The sequence below is a fragment of the Sphingomonas sp. GW821-FHT09E03 genome, assembly GCF_059416225.1.
This window is the reverse complement of sequence record NZ_JBWKOS010000011.1, coordinates 82,076-106,614: the sequence shown is the minus strand read 5'-3', so window position 1 is coordinate 106,614 and position 24,539 is coordinate 82,076. Positions and strand designations below refer to the sequence as shown.

The following is a 24,539-nucleotide window of genomic DNA, read 5'->3' as shown; positions in this document are numbered from 1 at the left end:
GCCCGATGATAATGGTATGTCGCTGCCTGGGATGTGGAAGGGTTCGGCTACGACGGAGCCGACAGGCGGATGTAGTCGCCCATCGGCATGGCCATGGTAACACCATCCTTGGCGCCGTGCTGCGGTTTCACCTCATCCGAAAGGGCGACGTTTGGCACCTAGTACGCCGGGAAGAGCATCGTCCTCTCCCGGAGGTACTGACCGTGCTGTTGACGAACAGCCCCGCGGTGGCTTGCGGCGTTGAAGAGCGTCGAATTGCCGGATGATCCCGTTCTTGCTCGACTGATCTTGCTAGCAAACGCTCCGGCTTCCAGCAGATTAGCACTCGCTCCAACAGGCAGACCATCGCGCCGGCATGTCGAGTTGTAGACACGTCGATTGCCGAGGTCAGTCGCCGATCGGGCTTTCGCCATGCTTTCTCAGCACATCGTTAAACGCCTCGGCCATCAGTGCTTGAAGGCTCCTACCCTGGCGCCGGGCAAGCGTGTGCATAGCAAAGGACATTTCCGGGCTGAAGAAGCCGGCGATCTGCTTGCGGCCCTGGCGGCTAGCCGGACCCTGGCCTGCCGGAACCGACAGGGCGGGAGCCGCAGCTGGCGGGGCGACCGACGGAGCCGCAGTGGCAGGACCGCGCAAATTGGCGAAGGAGGGCTTGCGGCTCATGCGGCGGCCTTTGTCTTGCGTTTAACGGATATCGACAGCCCGACCTGTCGACATGTCCACGTGTAGAGCTGCCGAATGTCATCGGCTGCCTTGCCCGACGACTCGAACTCCATGACCGTGCGGCCTTCGGCGCTGGCGTGACGATAAGCGGCGCGATCGGGAATTTGGATCGGGCATGGCGGGGTGCCGTAGCTCTCCACCAGTTCGCCGGCCTCCTGGTAGACCCGCGGCGCGTTGGGCGAGCCGGCGGTGAAGACCACATAAGCGGGCTTGCGCAGCAGCTGGACGAGCTTGGCGGTGGTCTGGATCGCGGACAGGTCGAACGCGCTCGGCCGGCACGGGATCAGCACCAGGTCGGCAACCTCGACCGCGGCGCGGGCGGCACTGTCGGCATGGGGTGGCGTGTCGATGACGATGAACTCGGCGCCCTGACCCCTCGCCTGCTCGACCTTGGCAGCGAGCCGGGGTGGCGGGCTGTCGATCACCTCGGGCGGCGCATCCTGGCGCCATGAGGCCCATTGGCTGGCGGTCGCCTGGGGATCGGTATCGATGATGAGCCCGACGCGGCCGGCATCCTGGGCTGCGGCGGCAAGGTGGAGCGCGAGGGTGGTCTTGCCCGCCCCGCCCTTCTGGCTGATGATCGCAATTGTCGGCATGTCTGCTTTCCTACATGTCTCCCGTCCTACATGTCTACATGTTTGTCGCTCGACGTGTCGATGCGTCTGGTTTCGAACGGCATAGCCATGATCCGAGCCGACGCGTGTCGACGATCATACAGCTCGACCGCCGCCCTGCCCTCGCGATCGCTCCTGCCAAAGCCGCTTGCTCCTTCTAGGGAGCATGTGACGGCGTAAGCCGTCACTCCTGACGTGGCAGTTGCTTTGTTTCGTTGAGGAGTTTTTTGTCTGTTCGGCATGGGACCGTCGGGTCAATCTTGGCGGCCGACGAGGCCGCTTCGGGTTTTCTTTGAATTATTGAACTTGTGTCGGGGTTGAGGATCGTTGTGAGACTCGCGCTCAAGGCGATCGATCCCAGCACCCAAGCGCGCAAGCATCGCGCCGAGCGCACCACCTACCGTTGCCGCCGCCAACTCGCGGCATGACAGGCTGGCAAGCATCGCGGCCTGATCCTCGCCCCGGTCGGCGTCACGCTGGACCTGATCGCAGGGAATGGGCGCGGGCCGCATCCAGCGCGGCAGATAGGCGAGCACGCTTGACGGCAAGGTGGGCCGGTAGACGTTGGATGTCTGCTTGTAGCGCGGGCCGGCGCCCTGGGCCTCTATCCGCTTGAAACGACGCTGACGGACGAGGAAGCCGATGCCTTCCAGGACGCGCAGCGCGCGCGCGACGGTGGCCCGGCCGAGCGCGGTCGCCTCGGCGAGATGATCATAGCTTGGGAACACCTGGCCCCGGTTGAGCCGGGCGAGGGTGAGGATCTCCTCATAGACGCGCACCGCGCCGGCGCTGAGCGTCGCGATCGCCTGCTCGGAACGGCTCAGCACCCGGCTGCCGGCGCGCGCCTCGCGGCGCAGCTGGCGGGCGGCATCGAGCGTGCGCCGCGCGATGCGCAGCAGCCGATCGGTCTCGCCCTTGGCAGGGACGGCGAAGAAGGCCTCCTCGAAGGTGCCGGCCTCGATGCTGCCGCGCAGCACCGGCGCGCCGGTACGGTGCGGCGCACCTGAGCGGGCAGGGCGGGGCCGTGGTCCCCGCGCATCGCTTCCTGCCGCGGCGACGCCGCGCAACGCCAGCCCGGCCGCTTGGCCGAGGGTAAACACCGTCATCGTCCATCCCCTTCAAGGGCTGGGACCGGGGCAAAAAAGGGGCGTGGCGCGAAACGCGCATCCTTGAACCGACGGTGCGGGTCGAGTATCTGGAGGAAGTGTGATGCACTTCGGATCGACGTTTGGCGACGTCGCTCCATCAAACCCTTGGGATGCCCGGCCTCGTGCCGGGCTTTCCTTTATGTGGTCACAGCCGCTTCCTGATCAGTTTCGCCGGCAACAGCGCCAGCCCGGCTGATTTTTGCAGCAATCATCCAACATAGAAAGCAGCGACAGTTCGTGCTTTCGAGTATTTAGGTCCAAAAAAGTTCGTGCTTTCGAGTATGAATTGCCGATCATATTCGTGCTATCGAGTATGATATTGGTGAATACTTCGTGCTATCGAGTATCAATTGACCATGGCGGCAGAGCCGCGACCCGACTCAGCGCAGCCTGATTCGGGTCCGCTGATTCGGACAGCCGGTCTACCCACCCATCCGGAGACGTGCTTCGGAAAACGGGTGGCCCCTCAGGCGGCGGGCTCGCCCGCGCCGTCGGCCAGCGCGCGCGGGCGCGGCGTGATGATCACCCGCACCTGGGCCGCGCGGCGACCGCGCCGGGCGGGTTCGTCGTCATCGGCGGGGGTGGCGACATCCTCGACCAGCTTCAGATTGAAATCGGGGATCGCATCGGTACCGACGATCTGCTTCAGCGCCGCCTTGAAATTGGCGAGCGGGTTTTGATAGCCGATCTGCAGCCGGAAGGTGGCAAGGTCGATGTCGAGTCCATCCTGCTCGCAGGTCGAGCGTGCGACCTCGTAGATCCGCCGCTCGATCGGTCCCAATTGAAAATAGGCCGCGGCATAGTCGAGCACTTGGCGATCGCGCAGGATCGCACGGAACAGCCAGTCACACAGCCGGATCTTGACCGCTTTCAGCCGGCGCTCGTTGTTGCGGGTCTTGGTGTAATGAAGCTTGGCTTCGGACAACCAGGAGAAGAAGCCCTCCTCGCCTTCACCACCTGCCTCGATATTGGTCTTGATCTGCGTACCCTGGAGCCGCTCCAGCGCCTCGGACAGGCGATTGTAGGAACGCGCCGAGTGATTGCTGCCGGTGACGCTGAACAGATCGTGCGCGGTGAACACGAAATCCTGGTCGACCTGCTCGCCCGCTTCCAGCTTCGCCGCCATCAGGCTGGCGATGTAGAGCACGATCTCTTTGTCGTAGATCGTCGCCACCCCGGTCGCGCTCGGCCGTACGTCGATGGTCACGGTATCGGTGCGATAGCTCAGCGGCTTCATCCAGGCGTTCTTGCTGAGCGCGAAGAACGGGAAGGCCATCAGCGATCGCTCGCCGCGGATCTCGCCGTACAACGGGCTGTCGAGCAGAAACAGATCTCCCTGGGGAACGACGACGGGCTTGCCGTCCTTCGCCTGGGGGGCGCGGGCGGCGGAAGCGCGGGAGGCAGGGGGGCGCTTCACGGGGGGTGGTCGGGTCATGCGGCTTTCATACTCGAAAGCACGAACTTATGGGAGCCTGTCCCTCGGGGCTTAGGCGCAGACGGGCAAAATCGGGCCTCAGTTCGTGCTTTCGAGTATGAAAATCGTGCTCGGCGAGCCGATGGTGCCGGCGATACCGCGACCGCCCTTATCGACATGTCGACAATGCGACATGTTGAAGAGACATAGGCCATGGTGTGCCGTCCGCCGGGGATGCTGCGAAGCGTCCAACCGCCGATCTGTTGAACTTGGTGCAACGATAAGGCATATAACGGGCAGGGAGTGCACCCATGCTTGCCGCTTTTCTCGACGACATCCGCGACCATGACATGATCGCGCCCCGGCGGATGGCCGAACGGCTGCGGCTACCGATGGCGCAGCTCGCCCGTCTCGCCCACGTCAACCGCAACACCATGACCGCCAAGCCGGAGAGCCCGGCGGTCCAGGCCAAGCTCGGCGAGATCGCCCGGATCATCGCCCGCGCCGCGGAGCTGACCGGTGGCGACGAGGGCAGGGCGATCATCTGGTTCCGCCACCAGCCGATCCCGGGTTTCGGCAAGACGGCTGAGGAACTCGTCGAGCAAGGTCAGGCCGCGCTGGTGCTGGAGGATCTCGAGCGGATCGCCGAGGGCGTCTATTCGTGAGCCGAGATGCAGTGGCAGCCGACGATAACGGCTGTGGTCGCCACCGTTAGCCTGCTGCCATGACCTACCGGCTTGCTCCCCTGCACGCGCCGGCGTGGCGGATGCTGTCGATCCGCTACCAGCGCGCGCCATTCTCGGGGGAGGGCGCCCGCCTCCATGGCGGTCGCTGGAATGCCAAGGGCACCGCCGCGCTCTACCTAGCGGCCGATCCGGTGACCGCGGTCGCCGAATATTATCAGGGCCTGCCGCGTCCGGGCACGCTGGCGCCCTATCGCATCGACGCCGAGGCTATCGCCGATCTCACCGATGGCCACGGGCGGCCGGGCGGTACTCAGGTTGCCCTTGCGGCTGTGTCTCCCTGGAAGGCACTCGCGGCGTTGGAGGGCAAGGACCCGCCAAGCTGGGCCCTGGCGCGTACCCTGATCAGCGCCGGCGCCGATGGCGCGCTCGTCCCTTCGGCACAGAATTACGGTGGCACGGCGCTGGTATTGTGGCGCTGGCAGGTGGCAGGCGAGGGAGGGGCGGGAGCATTGCTCACCCTGCTAGATCCAGACGGTTCGCTCGCCGGCAAGGCATGACGAGGGGCAAACCGACCACCTGCAATTATTTGGTCGACATGTTGACCTGTAGACATGTCGGAGTGAACGCATGTCGGCAGCACCTCATGCCGGCAGGCGAACCAGCATTGCCCCCACGCGATGAGCGAGCCGGCATAGCGAATAATTAACCATGATCAGCCAGAGTGCCCGCAACGTGTTTGGAGGGAGGCTAGCGTTGACCAAGGCCATGGCCATAACCCTGCGGAACGACAAGCTTGATCCTTGGCTGCTGCTGCGCGCGTTGCTGATGGGACTGATCGCGGCGCTGAGCTATGCGCTGGTCGCCAACTGGCTGGGCGATGATCGCCCCGTGGCGCTGATGCTGGGTTTCAACAACGATCTGTTCGGCGATTATTTCAAGAACATCTTCTCTTATTCAGACGGCCGGCCGATACCCACCGGCAGCCTGTTTGGGCTGGCCCATTTCCCCGTTCGTCCGGCCGTCTACGACCCCATGCAGGGAGCAGCAGGGCTCGGCCACGTCAAATATACCCATTTCCACAGCACACCGCTGATGACGCTGTTCTGCCTGCTCAGTCTGCGCGCGATGAGCGTGATCGGCGGGGTTGGCGGTTTTGTGCTGAGCTATGCCGTGCTCGCCTTCTACTGGATCACGGTCGCGACAAAGAGAGCCGACACGCGCGCAGACGCTGTGGCATGGGCGCTGATCGGCCTGCTGAGCTATCCGTTCGCGCTGATCGTCGCGCGCGGCAACGTCTATGCCGGCTTTGCCGGGGTAATGCTGATCCATGCCATGCTGCTCGGCTCGCGGCGCCAGGCGCCAGTGCTCGCCGCGATCCTGCTGGCGGTGGTGGTCAACCTTCGCCCCAATGCGATGCTGTTCACGCTGCCGCTCGGCCTATTCTACTGGCGGCAACTCGGCCGGATAATACCCGCCTTCTGCCTGACGGGGGCCAGCGTCGGCCTCGTCAGCCTGATGCTGGCGAACCGCTTATACCCTGATTACACGCTGCACAATTTCCTGCGCGGTCTAGCGACCTACTATCAGGTCTATGTGGTGGAAGACGATGGGCTTACCCTGGGCTCGTCGCTCTACGGCGCGCTCAAATTCTTCCTTGGTTACCACCCGGGACTCGACAAGATAGCGCTGATCCCCAGCATGATCGTGCTTCTCGCCGGTGCATGGGGATGGGTGACCAGCCGCCTGTCCGACGCCGGCCTGCTGTTCATGACGGCCACCGCCTACTGCCTGGGCTCGAGCGTGATTGCCGATTATCACCTGCTGATCTTCATGCTGCCGCTGATGTCGGCAGGGCTGGAGCCGATCGCGTCAACTACCGTCTCGAGCGATCGCGTTGCGATGATCACTTCCTGGCTGATGCTAATTCCCAAGAATGTCGCGTACCGCGGCAATGTCTCATACCAGGTAGTGCTCAACCCCGCGATCCTGCTGTTCGGCGCCGGGATCATCATCGTCCTCGCTCTGCAGGTGCGCGGCACCTTCCGACTGACCTACCCGGCTGCTCCGGCATGGCTCGCGCGGATGAGTGCGCGGCGGCATACCGTCTCGGGCTGATCGTCTCAGGCTGCCCCGATACCCCTGATTGACGCGGGGCGCAGCCAGCCTCGCCCTTCATCGGTAGCCTCTGCGCATCCTCCTGCCGATCGTGGGTTGGAGCCAACGGTCGCATCGCTTATCATCTGGCGATAACGACAAGTCGGGTGCGCTCGCTGGCCGGGGCACCAATCGGGAGAGCCGACCGGTCACAGCGGTATGCAGCTGGCGGGCCTTGCTGGAGCTGCCGATTTTCGAAAGGACGATCATGCTTCGCATCGCGGCCTTGGCCGGATCACTTGTGCTCGCCCTTCCTGCGCACGCGCAGGTCGTGGTGGAGACCTTTGGTGGCCTTTCCTCGTCCGACAGTCGCAGCGCCGCTATCCGCACCGACGATGCAAGGGTGGACGGAACCTTGGCCGCGACGCGGATCGGCGTGAATATCGAGTGTCTCAAGCTGGCGCCGCGGCCGGTCTATGGCGTGCGCCTTGGCTATTGGGCGGGCATGATCGGGGTCGCCGTGGATGCCGCGACGCTCAATCCTGACGTGCGTGAACAGACGGTCACCGCCACGACCGACCGCCGCTTCGACCAGGACGTGTTCGGCGAGCGCGTCGTGATCGAACCAGGCTACCGGGTGACGGTGAAGCTGCCCCGGCTGACCGTGCCGACCACGGGAGGCATCGCCGCCCTTGCCATGGTCAGGCTGCCACGCGGACGGGTGCGGCCCTATGCCTTTGCCGGCCCCACCTATGTGATCACCGACACTGATCTGTCGGGCGCCTGGGGCCTGCGCGCAGGCGGTGGGCTGCGGGTTGCCTTGACCCGGTCGCTGGGTGTCTTCGGCGAATATCGGTACACAAGGGTGAATGCGTCCGCGGTTGCCGGGCGGATCGACACCTCTATCGCCGGTATCAGGGGGGACAGCGGCGAGACCCGGGTCGACGTCAAGCTGCGCCAGCATGCGATGGTGGGGGGGATTAGCCTGCACCTTTGACGCGGCAGCGCATTAAGACGAAGCGGATGTTAACCAACATCGGCGATAATCGCGCCATGAACCATGTTGCCGCCGTGGATCCAGCCGATCAGCGTGTCCACCGCCTGAAACCAGCCAGGCTGGGCAGGGCGCTCGCGACGGTGATCATCATCGGCCTTGCCCTGGCCGGTCGGCTGACATCCGGCTGGAACGCGCCGCTGTGGTTCGACGAGACTTTTTCGGCGGTGATCGCCAGCCAGCCGTCTCCTTCATCGCTGATCCAATGGTGCCTGAACGAGGTGGGGGGGCCGGTCTATTATCTGCTGTTGTGGGTCTGGGCGCATGTGTTCGGCATCCAATCCACGGCGCTGCGATCGTTCAGCCTGCTCTGCTCGCTGGCCGCCCCGCTCGCCGCGTGGCGCCTCGGCCCTTCCTCGCACGTGGTGCGACTGTACTGGGCGGCGCTGCTGGCGCTGTGGGTGCCGGTATTCGATTATGCGAGCGATGCCCGCTGCTATGCACTGCTGCTGTTGATCAACACGCTGCAGGCGATCGCCTTCTTGCGGCTGCTGTCGGCACCGACCCGTCGGCATGCGCTCGCCTGGACCACATTGTCGGTGCTTGGCATTCTCACCCATTACCAGACCACGGTGCTCGCCGGGGTGCAGGGCGTTGTATTCCTGGCGATGCACCGGCGCGAGGCGGTGCGCTGCTGGCCGGCGCTGCTGGCATTGATCCCGATGGCAGGATGGATGGCGCTTCACCTGCCGCTGCTGCTGCGCTTCGCGGAGAGCGGGACATGGTATTCCCCCATCACTCCGCTCGACCTGATGCTCGCCCCGGCAAGCTTCTTTGTCTCGATTCCAATTGGCATGGTGCTCGGCCTCGGCGGGATCATCACCGCGATCGCCCGTTGGCGGGGGTGGCCGATCGACACCGCGCCTGCGCCGGAGCGGGCATTGGCGTTCAGCGGCCTACTGGCGATGGCGATCATCCTGCTGATCTCGATGATAAAACCGAGCTTCACCTGGCGCTATGCGGTGGTGTGCGCCCCCGCCATCCTGTTTGCTGTCGCCATCTGGGTGCAGACGTTGAAGCCGCGGCTTGCGCTCGCACCGGCCGTCGTACTGGCGATGCTGGCCGCGCTCGCCGCCAGCCATATTGCGATTAACCTCCGCTATCCCGCCAGCAATTACCGCTTTGCCTTCAACCTCGATCAGCCCTCTAGATGGTTGGGCGAGGACCACCCCCGCCGCCTCGGCTTCCTGTGGGACAGCCCTACCGGCAGGATGAGCGATCCCACGCGAATGGCGGAGATTGCGGGATTTTTCCTGCACCAGGCCGGGCATCCGGTGTCAGTCTCGGTGCTGAAGGCATGGCCCGGCACCGATCCACGGCGCCTCGTCGCCGATCAGATAAGTCACGGCGCGGTAGATTCACTGATCTGGATCAGCGACAGCGCGGTCGCGGGCACGCTGGCAAAGGCCGACGGTCGGGCCCTCGTCCGGGCGGGATGGCAATGCCGCAATTTTGGCCTGGCGTCGAATATCGTCCTTGCCTGCCGCCCCGCTCAGGCATCGCTGAGCGGGGCGGCCCGGCCGCGCCCTGTAGCCAGCAGACTCACCTAGAAATTGGGCGTCAGCTTCAGCAAGCGGCCGGTGGGCTGGTCTTCGAGAACCCAGAGCGCTCCGTCAGGCCCTTGGGTGACCGATCGGATACGCGCGCCTAGGTCGATGCGCTGGACTTCGGCGGCCGATGTGCCGGTGAAGCGGACCCGCACCAAGCCCTTCGATTGCAGCCCCGAGATGATCGCATCGCCGCGCCAGTCGCCGAACAACGAACCTGAGTAAAAGATCATGTCGGAAGGCGCGATGACCGGTGTCCACCAGAAGGCCGACATCGCAAACCCGTCACCCGCGGCCGGCTTGGGGATCGGGCTGCCATCATAATTGTTACCGTACGACACGCTCGGCCAGCCGTAATTGTTGGTCGGCTTGATCAGGTTGAGCTCGTCGCCCCCCATCGGCCCCATCTCATTCTCCCACAGCTCGCCGGCTGCATTGAACGCGAGGCCATATTGATTGCGGTGGCCGATCGACCAGATTTCGGGCCGGGCACCAGCTTGAGCGACATAGGGATTGTCGGAGGGGACGGTGCCGTCGGGGTAGATGCGGATGATCTTGCCGAGGGTATTGTCGAGCGCCATCACGAACGCAGGATCGAGCTCCTCACGATCGCCGGCAGTCACGTAAAGGTAGGTGCCGTCCGGCGAAAAGGCCATGCGCCCCCCGGGCTCGCCCGATCCCGGGAAGCTGACAATCTTGGGAAACTGCCGCCAGATGACCGTGGCGTTCGCGATCGTCGTCACGCCCGCCGCGTCGGTGGTCAGCGTGCCGCGCATCACCGCCAGCCCGGCAGGATCGATGTTGGTATCAGCGGCATCGCGCCCGACCCGGGCGGCGGACGGATCACGCTCCATGAAGCTGATGTAGACGCGATGGTTGTCGACATAATGGGGGTCGAGCTGCACGTCGAGCAACCCGACATTGGCCGGTACGCCGGCGATGGGATCGGACACCGTTCCGGTCTGCGTCACCACCCGCAACCGCCCGGATTCGACAGGATTGAGCAAGGTCGCCGGCGTCGGTGGTCGCTCGGTGACCAGCATTCGGCCATCGGGAAGGAAGCGCATCGACCACGGCGCGGCAAAGGTGGCTACAGGAGTAGCCGTCACCGACACCACGGGTAGCGGCGTGGGGGTAGGTGTCGGCGTCGGAACCGGGGTCGGGGTGGGAGTGGGAGTGGGCGTGGGCGCGGCCGCTATGGGTGAAGAATCACCGCCATCGCCGCAACCGGTCACCGCCAAAACACCCGCCATCACGCCGGCCGAGCGCCACCAACCCTGAATCTTCATCTGCCCCCCATTCTCACGCCAACTTAAGATAACATTCCGCCGTTAGCGAGGGCGAAGCAATGTGCCAGCAACATTTGCATCGGCGCTCGGGTGCGGCGTCGGACAGATCCAGTGACGCCAGCTAAGCCGGACTGGCTTTTGCGACGGGTAAGCTGCGCCAGTTGTCCGTAGGCAAGCCATAGCCTGTCCCGACATGTCTACACGTCGACCATCCAACCTAAGCTGCCTCCTGGTCGATTGAGCCAGGAGGCGTCGATCCCGCGCGCAATTTTAGAAGTTCAACCCAAAGAACTCCTCGAGCTTGTCGCCGACATAGTCGAACTGCGCCTGGCCCAGCGCGGGGTAGAGGCCCAGCCAGAAGGTGTTGTTCATTACCCGATCGGTCTGGGTGAGATCGCCGACCACGCGGTAATTGACGTGCTCGAAATAGGGCTGGCGGGTGAGATTGCCCGCGAACAGCAGCCGGGTGCCGATCTTGTTCTGGTCGAGGAAGCGGGTGACGTCGACACGCTTGGCATCGACGCCGTCGCGCAGCATCAGCGGATAGCCGAACCAGGAGGGGTCCGAATTGGGCGTCGCTTCCGGCAAGATGAATATCTCCTCCAGGCTCTTCAGCCGCTCGGTGAGCAGGCGGAAGTTGCGTCGGCGCGCCTCGACGAAACCGTCGACGCGATAGAGCTGGGCGAGGCCGCAGGCCGCCTGCATGTCGGTGATCTTGAGGTTGTAGCCGAGGTGCGAGTAGACGTATTTATGGTCGTAGCCGAAGGGCAGGGTACCATGCTGCTGGCCGAAGCGAACCCCGCAGGTATTGTCGCAGCCCGGCGCGCAATAGCAGTCGCGGCCCCAGTCGCGGATGCTCTCGATGATCGGGCGCAGCTCGGCAGACTTGGTGAAGACCGCGCCGCCTTCGCCCATGGTGATATGGTGAGCGGGGTAGAAGCTGACGGTGGCGACATCGCCCCACAGACCGACGTTCTTGCCGTCATAGGTAGCGCCAAGCGCGTCGCAGCAATCCTCAACCAGCCACAGATCGTGTTCGTCGCAGATCCGACGGACCTCGGCGAGGTTGAACGGGTTGCCGAGCGTGTGGGCGATCATGATCGCACCGGTCTTGTCGGTGATCGCCGCCTCGATCAGGCTGGCATCGATATTGTAGGTCGGCACGTCGACGTCGACGAACACGGGGACGAGGCCGTGCTGGATCGAGGGATTGACCGTGGTCGGGAAGCCGGCCGCGACGGTGATCACCTCGTCGCCGGGCTTGAGGCGGCGGTCGCCGAGCTTGTGGCTGGTGAGGCAGGAGAGGGCGAGGAGGTTCGCCGACGATCCCGAGGTGGTGGTGAGCACATAGGGCGCGCCCAGCACCTTGGCGAGCCCCGCCTCGAATTCGGTGTTGAAGCGGCCGGTGGTCAACCAGCCGTCGAGCGACGCTTCGACCATCAGCTCGATCTCGGGCGCGCCGATCACCTTGCCTGCGGGCGGGATCACACTTTCGCCGGGCACGAACGGCTTGGGCGCGAACTGAGCTTCGGCATATTGGCCGACAAGCTGGCGGATTTGCTTGCGGAGGTCGTCAGCGGTCATGAGACAATCAGTTCCTATGCGGCAATGGAGTGGCTGGCGCCGAAGCGTGCCAGTTCGGTGAGGCAATAATCGTGCATGTCGGTGCCCGACAGCCAGGCGCGATGCCAGGCAACGATGCTGTCGAGCGCCTCGGCAAGGCTCCAGCGCGGCGTCCAGCCGAGGCCGGCGCGCGCCTTGGAGATGTCGAGCTTGAGATAGCGCGCCTCGTGCGGCTGGATGCTCTGGTCGCGGGTCCAGCCGGCGCCATCGCTCCATAAGTCGCACACCTTCTCGACGATCCACTGGACCGGCTGCGCATCGTCGTCGCGCGGGCCGAAGTTCCACGCCTCTGCCGCAGCCGCGGGATCATCCCACAACGCCTGGGCAAGGACGAGATAGCCCGACACCGGCTCCAGCACATGCTGCCAGGGGCGGATCGCCAGCGGGTTGCGGATCAGCACCGGCTCACCCGCCGCGACGCTGCGCAGGATGTCGGGGATCAGCCGGTCGACGGCCCAGTCGCCCCCGCCGATGACGTTGCCGGCGCGGCCGGAAGCGATCGCGGTCTTGCCGTCGCCGAAGAAGGAGCGGCGATAGGCCGAGGTAACGAGCTCGGCGCAACCCTTGGAATTGCTATAGGGGTCGTGGCCGCCCATCGCCTCATCCTCGCGATAGCCCCACACCCATTCGCGATTCTCATAGCATTTGTCGGTGGTGACGATCACCGCCGCGCGCACCCCGGCCGCCTTACGCACCGCCTCGAGCAGATGCACCGTGCCCATGACGTTGGTGGCATAGGTGCCGACCGGATCGTCATAGGAGGCGCGCACCAGCGGCTGCGCGGCCATGTGGATCACGATCTCGGGATCGGCCGCCACCAGCGCCTGTTCGAGCGCCTCGCGGTTTCGAATATCGCCGATGATCGAGGTCATCCCCGCCGCGACGCCCGCCACCTCGAACAATGCCGGATCGGTCGGGGGCGCAAGTGCGAAGCCGGTCAGCTCGGCGCCCATCTGCTGCAGCCACAGCGACATCCAGCTGCCCTTGAAGCCGGTATGGCCGGTCAGAAACACCCGCTTGCCCGCCCAGAAGGCGGGGTCGACCACGCCCATTGCCGACGACGTCACCGCCACACGCACCAGGGCGCCTTGCCGGCCTCCCACAGGCTGTTGAGCATCTGCTTTTCGCGCAGCGTGTCCATCGGCTGCCAGAAGCCGTGATGCTCGAACGCCATCAATTCGCCGTCGCGGGCGAGATTGCGCAGCGGCTCCTGCTCCCACAGCGTGTCGTCACCGGCGATATAGTCGAGCACCTTGGGCGACAGCACGAAGAAGCCGCCATTGATCATGCCGCCATCGCCCTGGGGCTTTTCGAGGAACTCGGCGACGCGGCCATCCTCGATCTGCAGCGCGCCAAAGCGGCCGGGCGGATAAGTGGCGGTGAGGGTGGCGGCCTTGCCATGGGCGCGATGGAAATTCATCGACGCGGTGATGTCGATGTCGCCGACCCCGTCGCCATAGGTGAAGAAGAAGAATTCCTCATTCTTGACGTGATCGGCGACCCGCTTGAGCCGTCCCCCCGTCTGGGAGTCGTCGCCGGTGTCGATCAGCGTCACCTTCCACGGTTCGGCGCGCTTCTCGTGCACGATCATCTGATTTTCGCGCATGTCAAAGGTGACATCGGACATGTGCAGGAAATAATTGGCGAAATATTCCTTGATCACATAGCCTTTGTAGCCACAGCAGATCACGAAGTCGGTGATGCCGTGCGCGGCATAGATCTTCATGATGTGCCACAGGATCGGGCGCCCCCCCACCTCAATCATCGGCTTGGGGCGAAGGCTGGTCTCCTCCGCGAACCGTGTGCCGAGCCCGCCGGCCAGAATAACTGCCTTCATCGATACGCCCTTAATTCGAACTGACGAATGCATCGGAAAAGAAGCGCTTGGCCGGTAGCCCCATGGCCAGCAACGCCGCCTTCGCCGACGCAATCATTGCGGTAGAGCCGCAAGCATAGACGACCGTATCGTCCGGATCGACCCCATGATGGATCGCGGCATCTTGCACATAGCCCCGCCTGCCTTCCCAGCCGGCGTCGGGGCCGGACAAGAGATGGTGGAAAGCGACGTCGAGCCCGAGTTCGACCGGGTCCCAGCAGAAGCTCTCCGCCTGGCGATTACCCCAGAATACGCTGATCCGGTGCCGCGCGGCGCGCGCCGGATCGGTGCCGAGCTCTTCCAGCAGCGCCTTGACGGGGGCGATGCCGGTGCCAGTCGCGAGCAGCAGGATGTTGGTCGGCCCTTCGTCACGCAGGAAGAAGGTGCCGAACGGTCCCTCGAGACGGAGGAGATCGTTGGGCTGGGCACGTTCGAACCAATAATCGCTGAGCCGCCCGCCGGGGTACCGTTTGATGATGAATTCCAGCAGCGCATCGGCGCGCGGGGCATTGGCCAGCGAATAGCTGCGCCGCACGCCCTCGGCGATCACGTCGACATATTGGCCGGCAAGGAAGCGCAGCGGCGACGCCGGCGGGGTCTTCACCACCAGCTTGACGATGTCGGGGGCGAGCCGGTCGATCGACACGATGCGCGCGGGCATCGTCTTGATCTCAAGCCCGGCGAGCCGGTCGAGCGGCTCGACGTCGAGCGCCACATCGCCTGCAGCGGCGCGGCAGCAGGTGAGGATCAGCCCCTGGGCGAGCTCATCGGGCGACAGGCTTTGGTCTTCACTGCGAAGAACAACGGTATCGCCTGCGGCCGGCGCCTTGCAGATCCCGCAGCGTCCCGTGCGGCAACTATATTCGAGCGTGATCCCCGCCGCACGCGCGGCATCTAGGATGGATGTCGCAGCATCGGCGGGAAAACGACGCCCGGTGTTAAGAGTAACGGTCGACATGACGGGCTGAATAACCCCAAAAACTGCCGGGTCCAGCCGAACCCATCGCAAGACGCGGCGCTATCGGCTGGTCACATAGGCCGCGCCGCCATCCCACCCCGGTGCATGCGGATCGAGGCGCACGATCCGCATGATCGGTCCGCCGACCTGCCCGGCAACCGGCCGGAAGGTCGCGACGATACGCCCCTGGGCGATCAGCGCGCGATAGTTGCGCACTTCCGCGGCATAAGCGGCCGGTTCCAGCAAATAGCGGTCGTAATCGGCGAGGATTGCCCAATCGGCACGGCAGCGGGCGAAAGCGGCAGGCGCGATGGTGCCGATATCGAGCACCGAGCGGCCGTTCTTCCAGCGCTCCACCCGCGCATAAGGGACATGCGACTTGAGAGTGGCGGCGACGTCGACGCAGCCCGCGTCGCCGATCGGGTAGAGGAAGCGCCAACCATTGCCGAGCAGGTCGAACGACATCTGCTCGATGATCACCGTATCGCCCCGCGCGATCCGCGCGCGTGCCCAGGCCGAGGCGGCCGATCTGGTGTCATGCGCCCGCTCGCGCGCCGCAGCCTCGCCGGCGACCAGCAAGGGGATCACGACCACCGCCAAGCCCGCGGCGCCCATTGCGCCCCCCCACGGCCGGCGCAGCCGCGCGATCAGCGCCTCGAGCGCCGCGGCGAGCGCGATTGTCGCAAACGGCAGCAGCGGCACGATCCAGCGCTCCCAGATCAAGCCCTGCACGGCGATGGCGACGAACGACACGAGGATGAAGGGGATGACCACGGCGCCGAACACCACGCTGCGCCGCGCACCGACCACCAGCCCCGCCGTCGCCCCGATCAGCCCCGCCAGGCCCAAGGCGTCGCGCAGCGGATGGGCAAGATACCAGCGGGCGTTGGCGACCAGGCCATGCCCCGTCGCGCCGAGATGGCTGGTCGCGGCCTCGCCGGTGACATTGGCGAGCACCGTCGGCCAGTCGAGCAGCAGGAAGGGCGAGGCGACGACCAGCGCGACCACCGACATGACCGCCGCGATCCCAAGCCGGCCAGCCTCGACGCGCCAGCGCTGCGGGGCGTGCGCCACTCGATAGGCAGCCGCGCCGACGATCGCGACCAGCACCGTCACCGCCGGCCATTTCGTCGCGACCGCCAGCCCCAGCCAGATTGCCGCCCACAGATAATCCGCCATCCGCCCGCGGCGCGCGACGTTGACCGCGGCGAGCACGCAGAGCAGCAGGAACACCGTCTCGTGCATGTCGGTGCGGATGATCTGCGAATATTTGACATGAACCGGGTCGATCGCGAGCAACCCCGCCGCGATCAGCCCGGCCCGCCGCCCGAACAGGCGCCGCGCGAGGACGAAGGTCAGCACGATGGTGGCGAGCCCGCACAACAGGATGAACACCCGCCCGGGCAGCACCACCACCGCCGGATTCGCGTAGATCGCCCGGCCGAGATCGCTCGCCTCGGCAAACCGCCCGGTGATGAGGCCGATGCCGAGCACCAGCAGATCGATCAGCGCGAGCGTATAGATGGTGGTGGTACCCGGATGACCGAACCAGCCGGGGTTGAGCGTGCGATCGTGCAGCAGCTTGAGCGCGTTGAGAAAGAAGATCGGCTCATCGGGATCGTAGAGCGCCGGCAGACCGAAAGCGAGGCCACGCAGCCGCAGCAATGCAGCGACGATCAGGATCGCCGCCATGCCGGTCATGACCAGACCGCGTCTTTCCGTTATCGTCGCCTGTGTCACGTTCCCGCCCTTGCGGGCTCCCCGCGCCGCTGCGGCCTGCTAGGGCGCACGCCGATCGCTGGCAATGGCAGGGCCGAGCCGGACAGGCGGGCCATGCACGCCGGCAGCGTCACGCGGCGCTAGCGCCAACGCTCAGTCGCTGACCCCCACCAGCACGTTGCCGGCGTCGGTGAACGGCGTCGCCTTGCGGGCATCGGCCCCGGCGAAGCGGACCTTGCCGGCGACACCGCTGGCGAGGCAGGCCGGATCGACCGCGCTGCCATCGACCTGGACATGGCTGCAGCCGGCATCGAGCTCGATGCCGCTGGCGAACGAAGGGGCTCCAAAGCCGATGATGGCCGGCCGCAGGATGCTGCGCGAGACGCCGCGCGCGGCGATGGCGGCCTGCGCCGAAGTCTTCTGGTAATTGGAGATTTGCGGTTCGATCTGCAGACCGCTCGCTTCCGCGATCACCACCGGCCGCACCGCTTGGGCGATCTTCAGGCCCTGGACGCGCACCCCGCGGGTCCGCGACACGAACAGCGATCCACCAGCGAAATCACCCAGCACCTGGCCACCGGTGATCGTGACCAGCCCGGCGCCGTCGCGAACGAGGATGCCGCGATCGCCGCGACTGCCGGCGGGCGTTATATAGGGATCGACGATCTCGACGCAGGCGCTGGCCGTCGCATCGAGATCGAGGTCGAGCCCGAAGCGGCCGCAGCCATCGAGGATCGGATTGCGGACATGGAGATCGATGGTCTCGCCGAAGCTGCGTGCACCCGCGGCGCGAAACGCCATACCAGTATCGATCCGCGCGCTTTCGAAGCGGTCGATGAAGCTGTCGACGAAGGCGCCGAGCGCGAGCAGCCCGGTGGGATCGACATGGTGGCCATGCTGTTCCGCCGCGACGCAGCGATCCATGTACAGCGAGGCATTGCCCCCCGGATAGCCGAACCGGGTACGGCCATCGAGGAAATAGCCGACCGCCAGGTCCGCACCGGCGCCGTCGCCGGCCCGGGTGCGTTGCGCGAGGCAATCGTCGACCTTGGTGTAGACCACCCCGCCGATATGGAAGCCGACGCTGCTTTCGAGCGATGCCACGCCGCTGACGGTGCAATGCGCCAGATAGGCGCAACGCAGACCGGTCGGGTAATGCGCGAGGTCGCCCGAGGCGTGCGGCTGCGCGGCGCCATCGCGGATCAGCGTCAGGTTGCTGAGATGCGCTTCGGTGACGAGGTCGCCGGACGGTCGTGAGGCGGTGCCGAGGAGGACGATGTCGTCGGTGCGCAGCCCCGGCGCGGCCTGTTGCAGGATGATCCGGGTGCCCTGACCTTGGTTGGTGGCATAGCGGCCGACCCCGGCGACCGTGCGCCAGCTCAGCCCGAAGCGAACCGTTCGGCGGACGAAGTAATCGACCTGGCCCAAATGGGTGACGGGGCACAAGGCATGACAGGCTTCCAGCGCGTCCGCACAGTCCGCCGTGGGATCATTGATCCGCGCGCCGAACCATTCGGGACGACCGTTGGTCCCGTCCCACACCCGCATCCACAGGAGTCCCGACTGGCGTGCCGGCACGTACAGGCCCTGCAACGGATCGGCGCCTGCGGGCGCCGATGCCCGCTCGACGCAGCGGAACAGCCCTTCGCGGCCCGGCTCGTCGAGATGGACCAAGCGCCCAGTCGAGACATTCTCGATTGCCGCCAGCGCCGCCCGATCAGGCACCGACGCGATCGGCCCGGCATAAGAAGCCGTTTCAGATGCCAGAGCCGCTGCACCGGCGCTGCCACTGGCACCGATTGCAGCGACCGACGCTATGCCACCGCGCAGCACTGCTCGACGAGGGAGTTCATCCACAGTCTTTCTCCTCGGATCGGCAACGCGTGATGGCGCCTGCGGTTCTTGCGAGCAGGGTGGAGACGTCGCCTCAAACCCTGTCGTGTGCCGGAGCCTGACCTGAAGCCTGATGACCCTGGGATGATCCAGGCGGCACGATCCGGCCTTCGCCGATCATGACCGGCAGGTCATGGCGGAACCGCCAGCGCGACCGCCAGCCCTGCGTGCGGATATCCACCCACACCTGGCGGATGGTGACGCAGGCGAGCGCGAATGGAATAGACATGAACAGCAAGGGCCGGAGCAACGGCCCGATCATGAAGCCATATTCGATCATTACCGAACGGTTCGCCAGGAAGCTGAAGCTGATGTTCGATCCGACCCGGCCGGTCTCGATGTCGGCGGGAATGCAGATGATATAGGCCAAGACAATCGCCCATTTACGGCCGAACCCCTGCCAGCGCTCCATCATGGCGAAGAAGATGCCGATGCTGAGCGAATAGCCGCTGGTCTCGGTGCTGATGATCGCCAGCGACGCACCAAGCCCGGTCAGCCTGAACATCGGCACCGCTTCCGGGCGGACCCAGGCCGCGACCCAAGCCAGCAGCACCGTCAGCTGGACGATGCGGGTGAGGAGGGGCAGGACCAGCAACAGCATGTCGACGTTCTTCGACCCGATCAGCGAGGCGACCGGCAGGGCTTCGCTGCTCAGCAGCCCGACGAGCGGCTGGTAGGTCGTGGCAAACCAGATATCGAGGAAGTTGCTGATGACATAGGCTTTGTCAGCCGTCACATTGCGGTAGATCTCCAGCGGCGTGCCACTGCCCTGGATGAGATAGGTCACGATGTAGATCAGGACAGTGGCGATGACGCCGCCCTCGAACCATCGCCAGCGGCGGCGAATAAGATAGGGCGCCAGCCCGGCGATCAGATAGATCTTGAAGTTGATTGCTAGCCCGACGTTCACCCACCGCCAGCGCGCCGACGCCACCAGCGGGCCGAATGCCAGGATGACCGTGGTGACTGTGAGGATGAAGGGGTTGGCGCGTTCCAGCGCGAACAGCATCGGCAATCCCGCGGCGACCGCGATCGACCGCGGCAGCGCCGTCTTCCTGTCTAGCTTCAGGAAGGTCATCGAGATCAGCACGATGTTGAGGATGAAGAACAGGTGGAAGGTGGCGACGCCGAACCAGTCGCAATAGCGCACATAGGGATCGGCCGATCCGCCGGGGGCGTAGCAGGACGATTGGCCGAAGATCCTCATGACGACAAAGGTCAGCGGCGGATAGACGCTGCTCCACAGGTCGTAGGCACCCTTGTCGCGCGCCCAATAGGCAGTGTTGAACCAGTCCATCCACACATCGCCAGGATCGTAGAAAAAGGGCTGGGGCAGGTAGCCATAGGTTTTGAAGAACACGAACGCGCGCACCAGCGCGGCCAGGATCGCCACCGCAAACAAGGGCTCGAGCCAGCGATTGACCGGCGTCAGCCGCGGCCTTCTCATCGTCCGCCCGTCATTGCGGCGCGGCGTCCCTGAACACCAGATGCTTCAGGACGAAGTAGTTGATGAGCGAGGTCAAGACGAGCGACACGAAGCCCGCCACATAAGCGGAATGGACGATGCGGTCGGCACCGGCCAATGTCGCCAGGCTGATCACGTAATTGACCGCATAAGAGGTCGCGAAGCGCAGCTTGGCCGGCCCCTTGTCGCGAAACACATGCCGCGAATAGGTGACGTAGTTGAAGGTGACGCCGATCACATGGGCGACGATCTGGGCGACGTAGAGATTGAGCCCCAGCCGGACGAACAGCGCGAACAGCGCAAAGCCGAATACGGCATTGAGGATGCCCGCCTGGTAATAGCGCCAGATCTGCGCCAGCCGCGTCCATTCGACGCGATTGATCACCGGCGTGGTTCCACGGGGAAGTTCACGCGCTCGCGCTCGATTACAAGCGGCGTGCCGCGGGTCCGCTCGGAGACGAGCCGCGCCTGATCGCCAATCAGCCCCAGAAAGCCGAACAGCAAGGCGAGCTGCACCTCAACGACGGCCGCGATCAGCCACCAGCCGCCCGCGCCACCCAGCAGCCACGCCACCGGCGCCGCCACCAGCGACACCAAGGCAAGCAGCCCGCACAGCGCAGCGACCGGAAAGGTCAGGCGGATCAGGTTTTTGGACGAGCTCGCCAGCCCGGACAGGGCAAAATCGAGCAAGGTCAGGAAATTGTTCTTTGAGAGCCCGCGCAGCCGGCCGGGGCGCGGATAACGGATGATATCGACCGGATAGCCTGTCTCGACCAGCATGCCCCGGAAGAACGGCTCCGGTTCGCGCAGCGACGCGATCGCCTCCACCACCTTGCGATCATAGAGGCCAAAGCCGGTCGCGTCGGGGATGATCCGATATTCGCCGACCTTGGCGGCGAACCAGTAGAACAAGCGGCGCAGCGATCCGAACAGCAGGGTCGAGCGGCCCTGCTCGCGCACCCCGAGCACGATGTCGAACCCGGCACGCCAGCGCTCGACGAAGCGACCAAGCAACGCCGGCGGATCCTGGAAATCGGCGCACATGCCGACCACCGCCCGGCCGTTCGCCTGGAAGATGCCATGCGTCGGCGAGCGCATCTGTCCAAAATTGCGGGTGTTGACGATCAGCCGGATACGCGGATCGATCGCGCACAGACCGCGGACGATCTCCACGGTACGGTCAGTCGAGGCGTTGTCGATGAAGATCAGCTCGAAGCTGGCCTGTGCCTGCTCCAGCTCGGCCACCACCGCGGCGGCGATCTGGGCGGCATTGTCTTCCTCGTTATAGCAGGGGATGACGACCGAAATGTCCGGCCGCTCAGTCATCCCGCCGGCCTTCGCCGACCGGTGGACGCCAGCCGTAGAATTCGATGCCGAGGCCGAGGAGCAGGATCAGCACGCCGAGCGCTACCGGCATCAGGTTCAACTGCCGTGCGGTATCGATATAGGCCGGTTCCAGCACGCGCACGGTTGCCGTCGAGGTCAGGTCCTCGACCGCCGTTCCCTCAAGGAAGCGGGTGTAGCCATCGTACAAACGCTGGGCGATATCGAGCTCGCGTTCGAGCTTGCGCACCTGGGTCGATTCACGGACGACACGGCCGATCGAGTTGCTTCCGGTCGGGTTGGTGGCCTGCAATTGCGCCAGCTGCGCCTTCAACGCATCGAGCTGGGCGATGATCTGGCGGACCGAGATATTCTCGTCGGTGGCGAACTGGCGGGCGGCGTTGAGTTCCACCTCCTTCGCCTTGATCGCCGCCTGGATCACCGGGATGCGCTCGCCAATCGCGCTGATGGCAAAGCGTGGATCAGAATAGCGGGTGTGGAGCCGGAACTCATTGTAGGCGGCTTCGGCCGCATCACGCCGGGCGCCCGCCTCGCTGACCAGCCGCTCGAGGATCTTGCGCTTATATTCGGTCTGCCCGCGCGCGATTTCGCCCAGGCGCTCCTGCATGGCATGCTGATAGGCGGTGACCAATTGCTCGCCGAACACCGGGTCCGCGGTCTCGATCTCCATCTGGATGATGCCACCACGAATGGTGCTGATGTCGACATGTTTGTCCAGCCAGCGGCTGGCGTGAATGTCGTCGGCTACCCCTAGCCGCTTGACCAAGTTGAGCTGCTTGATGATGCCCTGGCGGACGAAGACGCTCCGCGCCACGCGCAGGCTGACCTCGACCGCGGCCTGGTTGCCGAATGCGGTATTGAGCGCACCAAGCTGGCCCAGCGTCGCGCCAAGACCGAGGCTCGACGGATCGGTCGGCGTCAGCGTCACCGCCGCGCGGTAGCGTTGCGGAAAGAACGTCAGCAGTGCGCAGATCACCAGTAGCACGACGATGATCGCGCGCCGCAGCCACGGGTTGCGGATCACCGGCGCGCGGCGAAGCGAGCCGACCAGGCTGGGGGGCGGGGTCAATTGTTGATCGCCGCGATGGTCGCCACGCCCAGGCCGAGCTGGAAGACGATCGTGGTGATGTCGCGGATCTTGGCCCAGAGCGAGCCCGCCTGCGTCTTCACCGGCACGAAGATCACGTCACCGGGAAGGACGGTCGCGTTGAGCGCCCCGGTCTTCTTCGACAGCACTTCGCCATTGGCGCGAACCACGAAGATCGCTCCCTTGTCAGCAGCGCGCAGCGGCCCACCGGCGCGTGCCAGATAGGCGGAGACCTTCATCGGCCGCGCCCCGTCGAGCGAGAAGGATGCCGGGCGATACACCGCGCCATAGACGCCCACCGTGGTCGGCCGCGCCGGGATGACGATGCGGTCGTTATTCTCCAGCACGAAGTCCGCCGGCAGGGTGGTGGCGGTCGGAGGCAGGTCGAGGACGACCCGGCCATCGGGCTCGGCCGCGCGCAGCCGCTCCAGCACCTCGCGCGCCGCCTGTTGCTGTGCGGCGCGATCACCCGTGGCGCCGACCTGATCGGCGGTCAGCGGCGCGGCAGACAGCGAGATCTCGAGCTGGCGAATGGCGTCGCGATACGCCTCCCGCTGCTGCCGACGGACGGACACGCGCTCATATTGGGTGCCATAGACATAGGCGCGGTCGGTCAACCCACCCGCCTTGACGACGACATCGTTGAGACGGGTGTTCGCGGGCAGGTAATAGCTGCCCGGCGTCTGCACCTCGCCCTCGATCCGCACGAGCACCGATTGGGTCGCGGTCGGACGCTGCAGGGTGCCCTCTGACAAGACCTGGATGATGTCACCGCCACGGGCGGGCGCGGTTTGCGCAAGCTGCTGCGGGATCTGCTGCACGCCAAGCGCATTGGCGTCCGACAGCCGGTACAGCATCAGCCGGTTCTTGTCGGCAAGATCGCTGGGCCCACCGGCGTAACGAACCAGTTGCTCGAGCGTCTCGCCCTGCTTGGCTTCGTAGATGGCGGGAGCGTTGACGCTGCCGGCGACCGCAACCTGCGCGCCCACCGGGGCAATGTAGAGGACGTCCTCATTCTGCAGGACGACATCGTTGGTCCGGTCACCGCCACGCACGAGCTGGTAAAGGTCGAAGTCGCTGACCAGCTGGTTGTTGCGATACAGCTTGACCGAGCGCAGGCTACCGCCTGCATTGGGGCCGCCCGCGGCGAGCACGGCATTGACCATCGTCGACAGGCTGTTGACCGAAAACGATCCGGGATTGTTCGCAAAGCCGGTCACATACACGCGAATACCGCGCAGCTGGCGCACCGAGACATCGACGGTGAAGCCGCGGAAGCGGGTGTTGATCGCCTTGGTCAGCACGTCCTTGAGGTCGCCGAAGCGTACGCCCGCCAAATTGACCGAGCCGACCCGCGGCAGGAAGATGCGGCCACGGGTGTCGATCTCGCGCTCGACACTGCCCTCGATCGAACCCGCCATCGAGATCGCGACGACGTCGCCGACGTTGAGAACGTAGCCCGGCGGAACGGTTGCGGTCGCCGGGCGGGCATAGTCCCGGTCGCCGGGCAGCAGCAGATCGAGCCCGAAGCGCGGCAACGGCGCCCCAAGCGCGGTGGTGACGAAGCGCTCGAACTCGTTGGGCAGGGCGGGTGGGCGCAGCCGCGTGCCGGACGATGGGTCCTGGGCGCGGGTCGACGGCACATCGGAGCCGCTGACCTCCACCGGCTGGATCCGCGTGCTCGGCACCGCATCATTGGCGGACGACCGCGAGCGCTCCTCGCTGTCGCTGTTGTCGGAACTATTGTTCGAATTGCCGTTGTTCTGGCGCTGCGACAGCGGGGAGCCGTTGGGCGTGTTCTGCTGGTTATCCTGCTGGAGGATCTGCGCGCCAACCGGAGTGAAGGCCAGTCCTGCCACGGCAACGCCGGCCAGCAGGCTCGTAGCCGTTCCCCACGCCCGCCGCGCGATGCGCCCGCGACGATCCCCAACATTCACGCTCATGCCATTCCTATCAATTCGACCGGCAGACGACGCATCTGCCAGCCTCCATGCAGCTGCTGCCG

General features: G+C 65.3%; 21 protein-coding genes. 5 read left to right on the top strand and 16 right to left on the bottom strand.

Translation table 11 applies throughout. The annotated features are described in order from the left end of the window. Positions 1 to 387: 387 nt before the first annotated feature. The 4 genes from AC07M8_RS17340 to AC07M8_RS17325 all read right to left on the bottom strand — a co-directional run bounded on the left by AC07M8_RS17340 (position 388) and on the right by AC07M8_RS17325 (position 3,902). Positions 388 to 663, bottom strand: coding sequence for a ribbon-helix-helix domain-containing protein (locus AC07M8_RS17340; RefSeq protein WP_495175480.1), 276 nt, complete (start codon positions 661 to 663; stop codon positions 388 to 390). Further along, on the bottom strand, positions 660 to 1,319 hold the full coding sequence (gene parA, locus AC07M8_RS17335) for a ParA family partition ATPase (protein WP_495175479.1): 660 nt from the start codon (positions 1,317 to 1,319) through the stop codon (positions 660 to 662). The genes AC07M8_RS17340 and parA overlap by 4 nt, the downstream gene beginning before the upstream one ends. A 272-nt stretch (positions 1,320 to 1,591) precedes the next feature. Then, positions 1,592 to 2,443 (bottom strand): helix-turn-helix domain-containing protein, encoded by an 852-nt coding sequence (locus AC07M8_RS17330; RefSeq protein ID WP_495175478.1) that lies wholly within the window; start codon positions 2,441 to 2,443, stop codon positions 1,592 to 1,594. Positions 2,444 to 2,951: 508 nt separating this feature from the next. Further along, a complete protein-coding gene (locus AC07M8_RS17325) occupies positions 2,952 to 3,902 on the bottom strand; it encodes a replication initiator protein A (RefSeq protein ID WP_495175477.1) in 951 nt (316 codons plus the stop codon). Between the two features lie 308 nt (positions 3,903 to 4,210). Between AC07M8_RS17325 and AC07M8_RS17320 the strand changes: the two genes are divergently transcribed. The 5 genes from AC07M8_RS17320 to AC07M8_RS17300 all read left to right on the top strand — a co-directional run bounded on the left by AC07M8_RS17320 (position 4,211) and on the right by AC07M8_RS17300 (position 9,283). Beyond that, complete coding sequence (locus AC07M8_RS17320; RefSeq protein ID WP_495175476.1) at positions 4,211 to 4,564, top strand: hypothetical protein; 354 nt, start codon at positions 4,211 to 4,213, stop codon at positions 4,562 to 4,564. 59 nt (positions 4,565 to 4,623) lie between these two features. After that, the gene (locus tag AC07M8_RS17315) at positions 4,624 to 5,142 is read left to right on the top strand and encodes an RES family NAD+ phosphorylase (protein ID WP_495175475.1); all 519 of its coding nucleotides are present in this window, start codon (positions 4,624 to 4,626) and stop codon (positions 5,140 to 5,142) included. Between the two features lie 208 nt (positions 5,143 to 5,350). Next, positions 5,351 to 6,700, top strand: coding sequence for a hypothetical protein (locus AC07M8_RS17310; protein ID WP_495175474.1), 1,350 nt, complete (start codon positions 5,351 to 5,353; stop codon positions 6,698 to 6,700). A 214-nt stretch (positions 6,701 to 6,914) separates the two neighbouring features. Further along, complete coding sequence (locus AC07M8_RS17305) at positions 6,915 to 7,676, top strand: outer membrane protein (protein ID WP_495175473.1); 762 nt, start codon at positions 6,915 to 6,917, stop codon at positions 7,674 to 7,676. After that, a complete protein-coding gene (locus AC07M8_RS17300) occupies positions 7,673 to 9,283 on the top strand; it encodes a glycosyltransferase family 39 protein (protein WP_495175472.1) in 1,611 nt (536 codons plus the stop codon). The genes AC07M8_RS17305 and AC07M8_RS17300 overlap by 4 nt, the downstream gene beginning before the upstream one ends. On the opposite strand, the gene AC07M8_RS17295 is transcribed toward AC07M8_RS17300, so the two are convergent. The 12 genes from AC07M8_RS17295 to AC07M8_RS17240 all read right to left on the bottom strand — a co-directional run bounded on the left by AC07M8_RS17295 (position 9,280) and on the right by AC07M8_RS17240 (position 24,477). Then, complete coding sequence (locus AC07M8_RS17295; protein ID WP_495175490.1) at positions 9,280 to 10,533, bottom strand: PQQ-dependent sugar dehydrogenase; 1,254 nt, start codon at positions 10,531 to 10,533, stop codon at positions 9,280 to 9,282. The genes AC07M8_RS17300 and AC07M8_RS17295 overlap by 4 nt on opposite strands. A gap of 306 nt (positions 10,534 to 10,839) precedes the next feature. After that, a complete protein-coding gene (gene rfbH / locus AC07M8_RS17290; RefSeq protein WP_495175471.1) occupies positions 10,840 to 12,153 on the bottom strand; it encodes a lipopolysaccharide biosynthesis protein RfbH in 1,314 nt (437 codons plus the stop codon). Positions 12,154 to 12,167: 14 nt separating this feature from the next. After that, positions 12,168 to 13,271 (bottom strand): CDP-glucose 4,6-dehydratase, encoded by a 1,104-nt coding sequence (gene rfbG / locus AC07M8_RS17285; RefSeq protein ID WP_495175470.1) that lies wholly within the window; start codon positions 13,269 to 13,271, stop codon positions 12,168 to 12,170. Next, complete coding sequence (rfbF, locus tag AC07M8_RS17280; RefSeq protein ID WP_495175469.1) at positions 13,256 to 14,029, bottom strand: glucose-1-phosphate cytidylyltransferase; 774 nt, start codon at positions 14,027 to 14,029, stop codon at positions 13,256 to 13,258. Before rfbF ends, rfbG begins: the two co-directional genes overlap by 16 nt. A gap of 10 nt (positions 14,030 to 14,039) precedes the next feature. Next, positions 14,040 to 15,026 (bottom strand): FAD-binding oxidoreductase, encoded by a 987-nt coding sequence (locus AC07M8_RS17275; protein WP_495175468.1) that lies wholly within the window; start codon positions 15,024 to 15,026, stop codon positions 14,040 to 14,042. A gap of 60 nt (positions 15,027 to 15,086) precedes the next feature. Further along, on the bottom strand, positions 15,087 to 16,727 hold the full coding sequence (locus AC07M8_RS17270) for an ArnT family glycosyltransferase (RefSeq protein WP_495175467.1): 1,641 nt from the start codon (positions 16,725 to 16,727) through the stop codon (positions 15,087 to 15,089). A 171-nt stretch (positions 16,728 to 16,898) separates the two neighbouring features. Continuing rightward, positions 16,899 to 18,470, bottom strand: a complete 1,572-nt coding sequence (locus AC07M8_RS17265; RefSeq protein WP_495175466.1) for a hypothetical protein — start codon at positions 18,468 to 18,470, stop codon at positions 16,899 to 16,901. A 202-nt stretch (positions 18,471 to 18,672) separates the two neighbouring features. Beyond that, complete coding sequence (locus tag AC07M8_RS17260; protein ID WP_495175465.1) at positions 18,673 to 20,085, bottom strand: glycosyltransferase family 87 protein; 1,413 nt, start codon at positions 20,083 to 20,085, stop codon at positions 18,673 to 18,675. Positions 20,086 to 20,095: 10 nt separating this feature from the next. Further along, positions 20,096 to 20,488, bottom strand: coding sequence for a GtrA family protein (locus AC07M8_RS17255; RefSeq protein ID WP_495175464.1), 393 nt, complete (start codon positions 20,486 to 20,488; stop codon positions 20,096 to 20,098). Beyond that, positions 20,485 to 21,429 carry a glycosyltransferase family 2 protein gene (locus tag AC07M8_RS17250; RefSeq protein WP_495175463.1) on the bottom strand — a complete coding sequence of 315 codons (945 nt, stop codon included), beginning with the start codon at positions 21,427 to 21,429 and terminating at the stop codon, positions 20,485 to 20,487. The genes AC07M8_RS17255 and AC07M8_RS17250 overlap by 4 nt, the downstream gene beginning before the upstream one ends. Then, positions 21,422 to 22,516, bottom strand: coding sequence for a GumC domain-containing protein (locus AC07M8_RS17245; RefSeq protein WP_495175462.1), 1,095 nt, complete (start codon positions 22,514 to 22,516; stop codon positions 21,422 to 21,424). Before AC07M8_RS17245 ends, AC07M8_RS17250 begins: the two co-directional genes overlap by 8 nt. Further along, positions 22,513 to 24,477: an SLBB domain-containing protein gene (locus tag AC07M8_RS17240; protein ID WP_495175461.1), complete on the bottom strand. Its 1,965-nt coding sequence runs from the start codon at positions 24,475 to 24,477 to the stop codon at positions 22,513 to 22,515. Before AC07M8_RS17240 ends, AC07M8_RS17245 begins: the two co-directional genes overlap by 4 nt. Positions 24,478 to 24,539 lie beyond the last annotated feature (62 nt).

Excerpts from the sequence above, each read along its gene's own strand:
- rfbH (WP_495175471.1), bottom strand. The coding sequence starts at position 12,153 with ATGACCGCTGACGACCTCCGCAAGCAAATCCGCCAGCTTGTCGGCCAA.
- AC07M8_RS17320 (WP_495175476.1), top strand. The coding sequence starts at position 4,211 with ATGCTTGCCGCTTTTCTCGACGACATCCGCGACCATGACATGATCGCG.
- AC07M8_RS17260 (WP_495175465.1), bottom strand. The coding sequence starts at position 20,085 with ATGAGAAGGCCGCGGCTGACGCCGGTCAATCGCTGGCTCGAGCCCTTG.
- AC07M8_RS17275 (WP_495175468.1), bottom strand. The coding sequence starts at position 15,026 with ATGTCGACCGTTACTCTTAACACCGGGCGTCGTTTTCCCGCCGATGCT.
- AC07M8_RS17340 (WP_495175480.1), bottom strand. The coding sequence starts at position 663 with ATGAGCCGCAAGCCCTCCTTCGCCAATTTGCGCGGTCCTGCCACTGCG.
- AC07M8_RS17270 (WP_495175467.1), bottom strand. The coding sequence starts at position 16,727 with ATGACCGGCATGGCGGCGATCCTGATCGTCGCTGCATTGCTGCGGCTG.
- AC07M8_RS17330 (WP_495175478.1), bottom strand. The coding sequence starts at position 2,443 with ATGACGGTGTTTACCCTCGGCCAAGCGGCCGGGCTGGCGTTGCGCGGC.
- AC07M8_RS17315 (WP_495175475.1), top strand. The coding sequence starts at position 4,624 with ATGACCTACCGGCTTGCTCCCCTGCACGCGCCGGCGTGGCGGATGCTG.
- AC07M8_RS17310 (WP_495175474.1), top strand. The coding sequence starts at position 5,351 with ATGGCCATAACCCTGCGGAACGACAAGCTTGATCCTTGGCTGCTGCTG.
- AC07M8_RS17295 (WP_495175490.1), bottom strand. The coding sequence starts at position 10,533 with ATGGCGGGTGTTTTGGCGGTGACCGGTTGCGGCGATGGCGGTGATTCT.
- AC07M8_RS17240 (WP_495175461.1), bottom strand. The coding sequence starts at position 24,477 with ATGAGCGTGAATGTTGGGGATCGTCGCGGGCGCATCGCGCGGCGGGCG.
- parA (WP_495175479.1), bottom strand. The coding sequence starts at position 1,319 with ATGCCGACAATTGCGATCATCAGCCAGAAGGGCGGGGCGGGCAAGACC.
- rfbF (WP_495175469.1), bottom strand. The coding sequence starts at position 14,029 with ATGAAGGCAGTTATTCTGGCCGGCGGGCTCGGCACACGGTTCGCGGAG.
- AC07M8_RS17250 (WP_495175463.1), bottom strand. The coding sequence starts at position 21,429 with ATGACTGAGCGGCCGGACATTTCGGTCGTCATCCCCTGCTATAACGAG.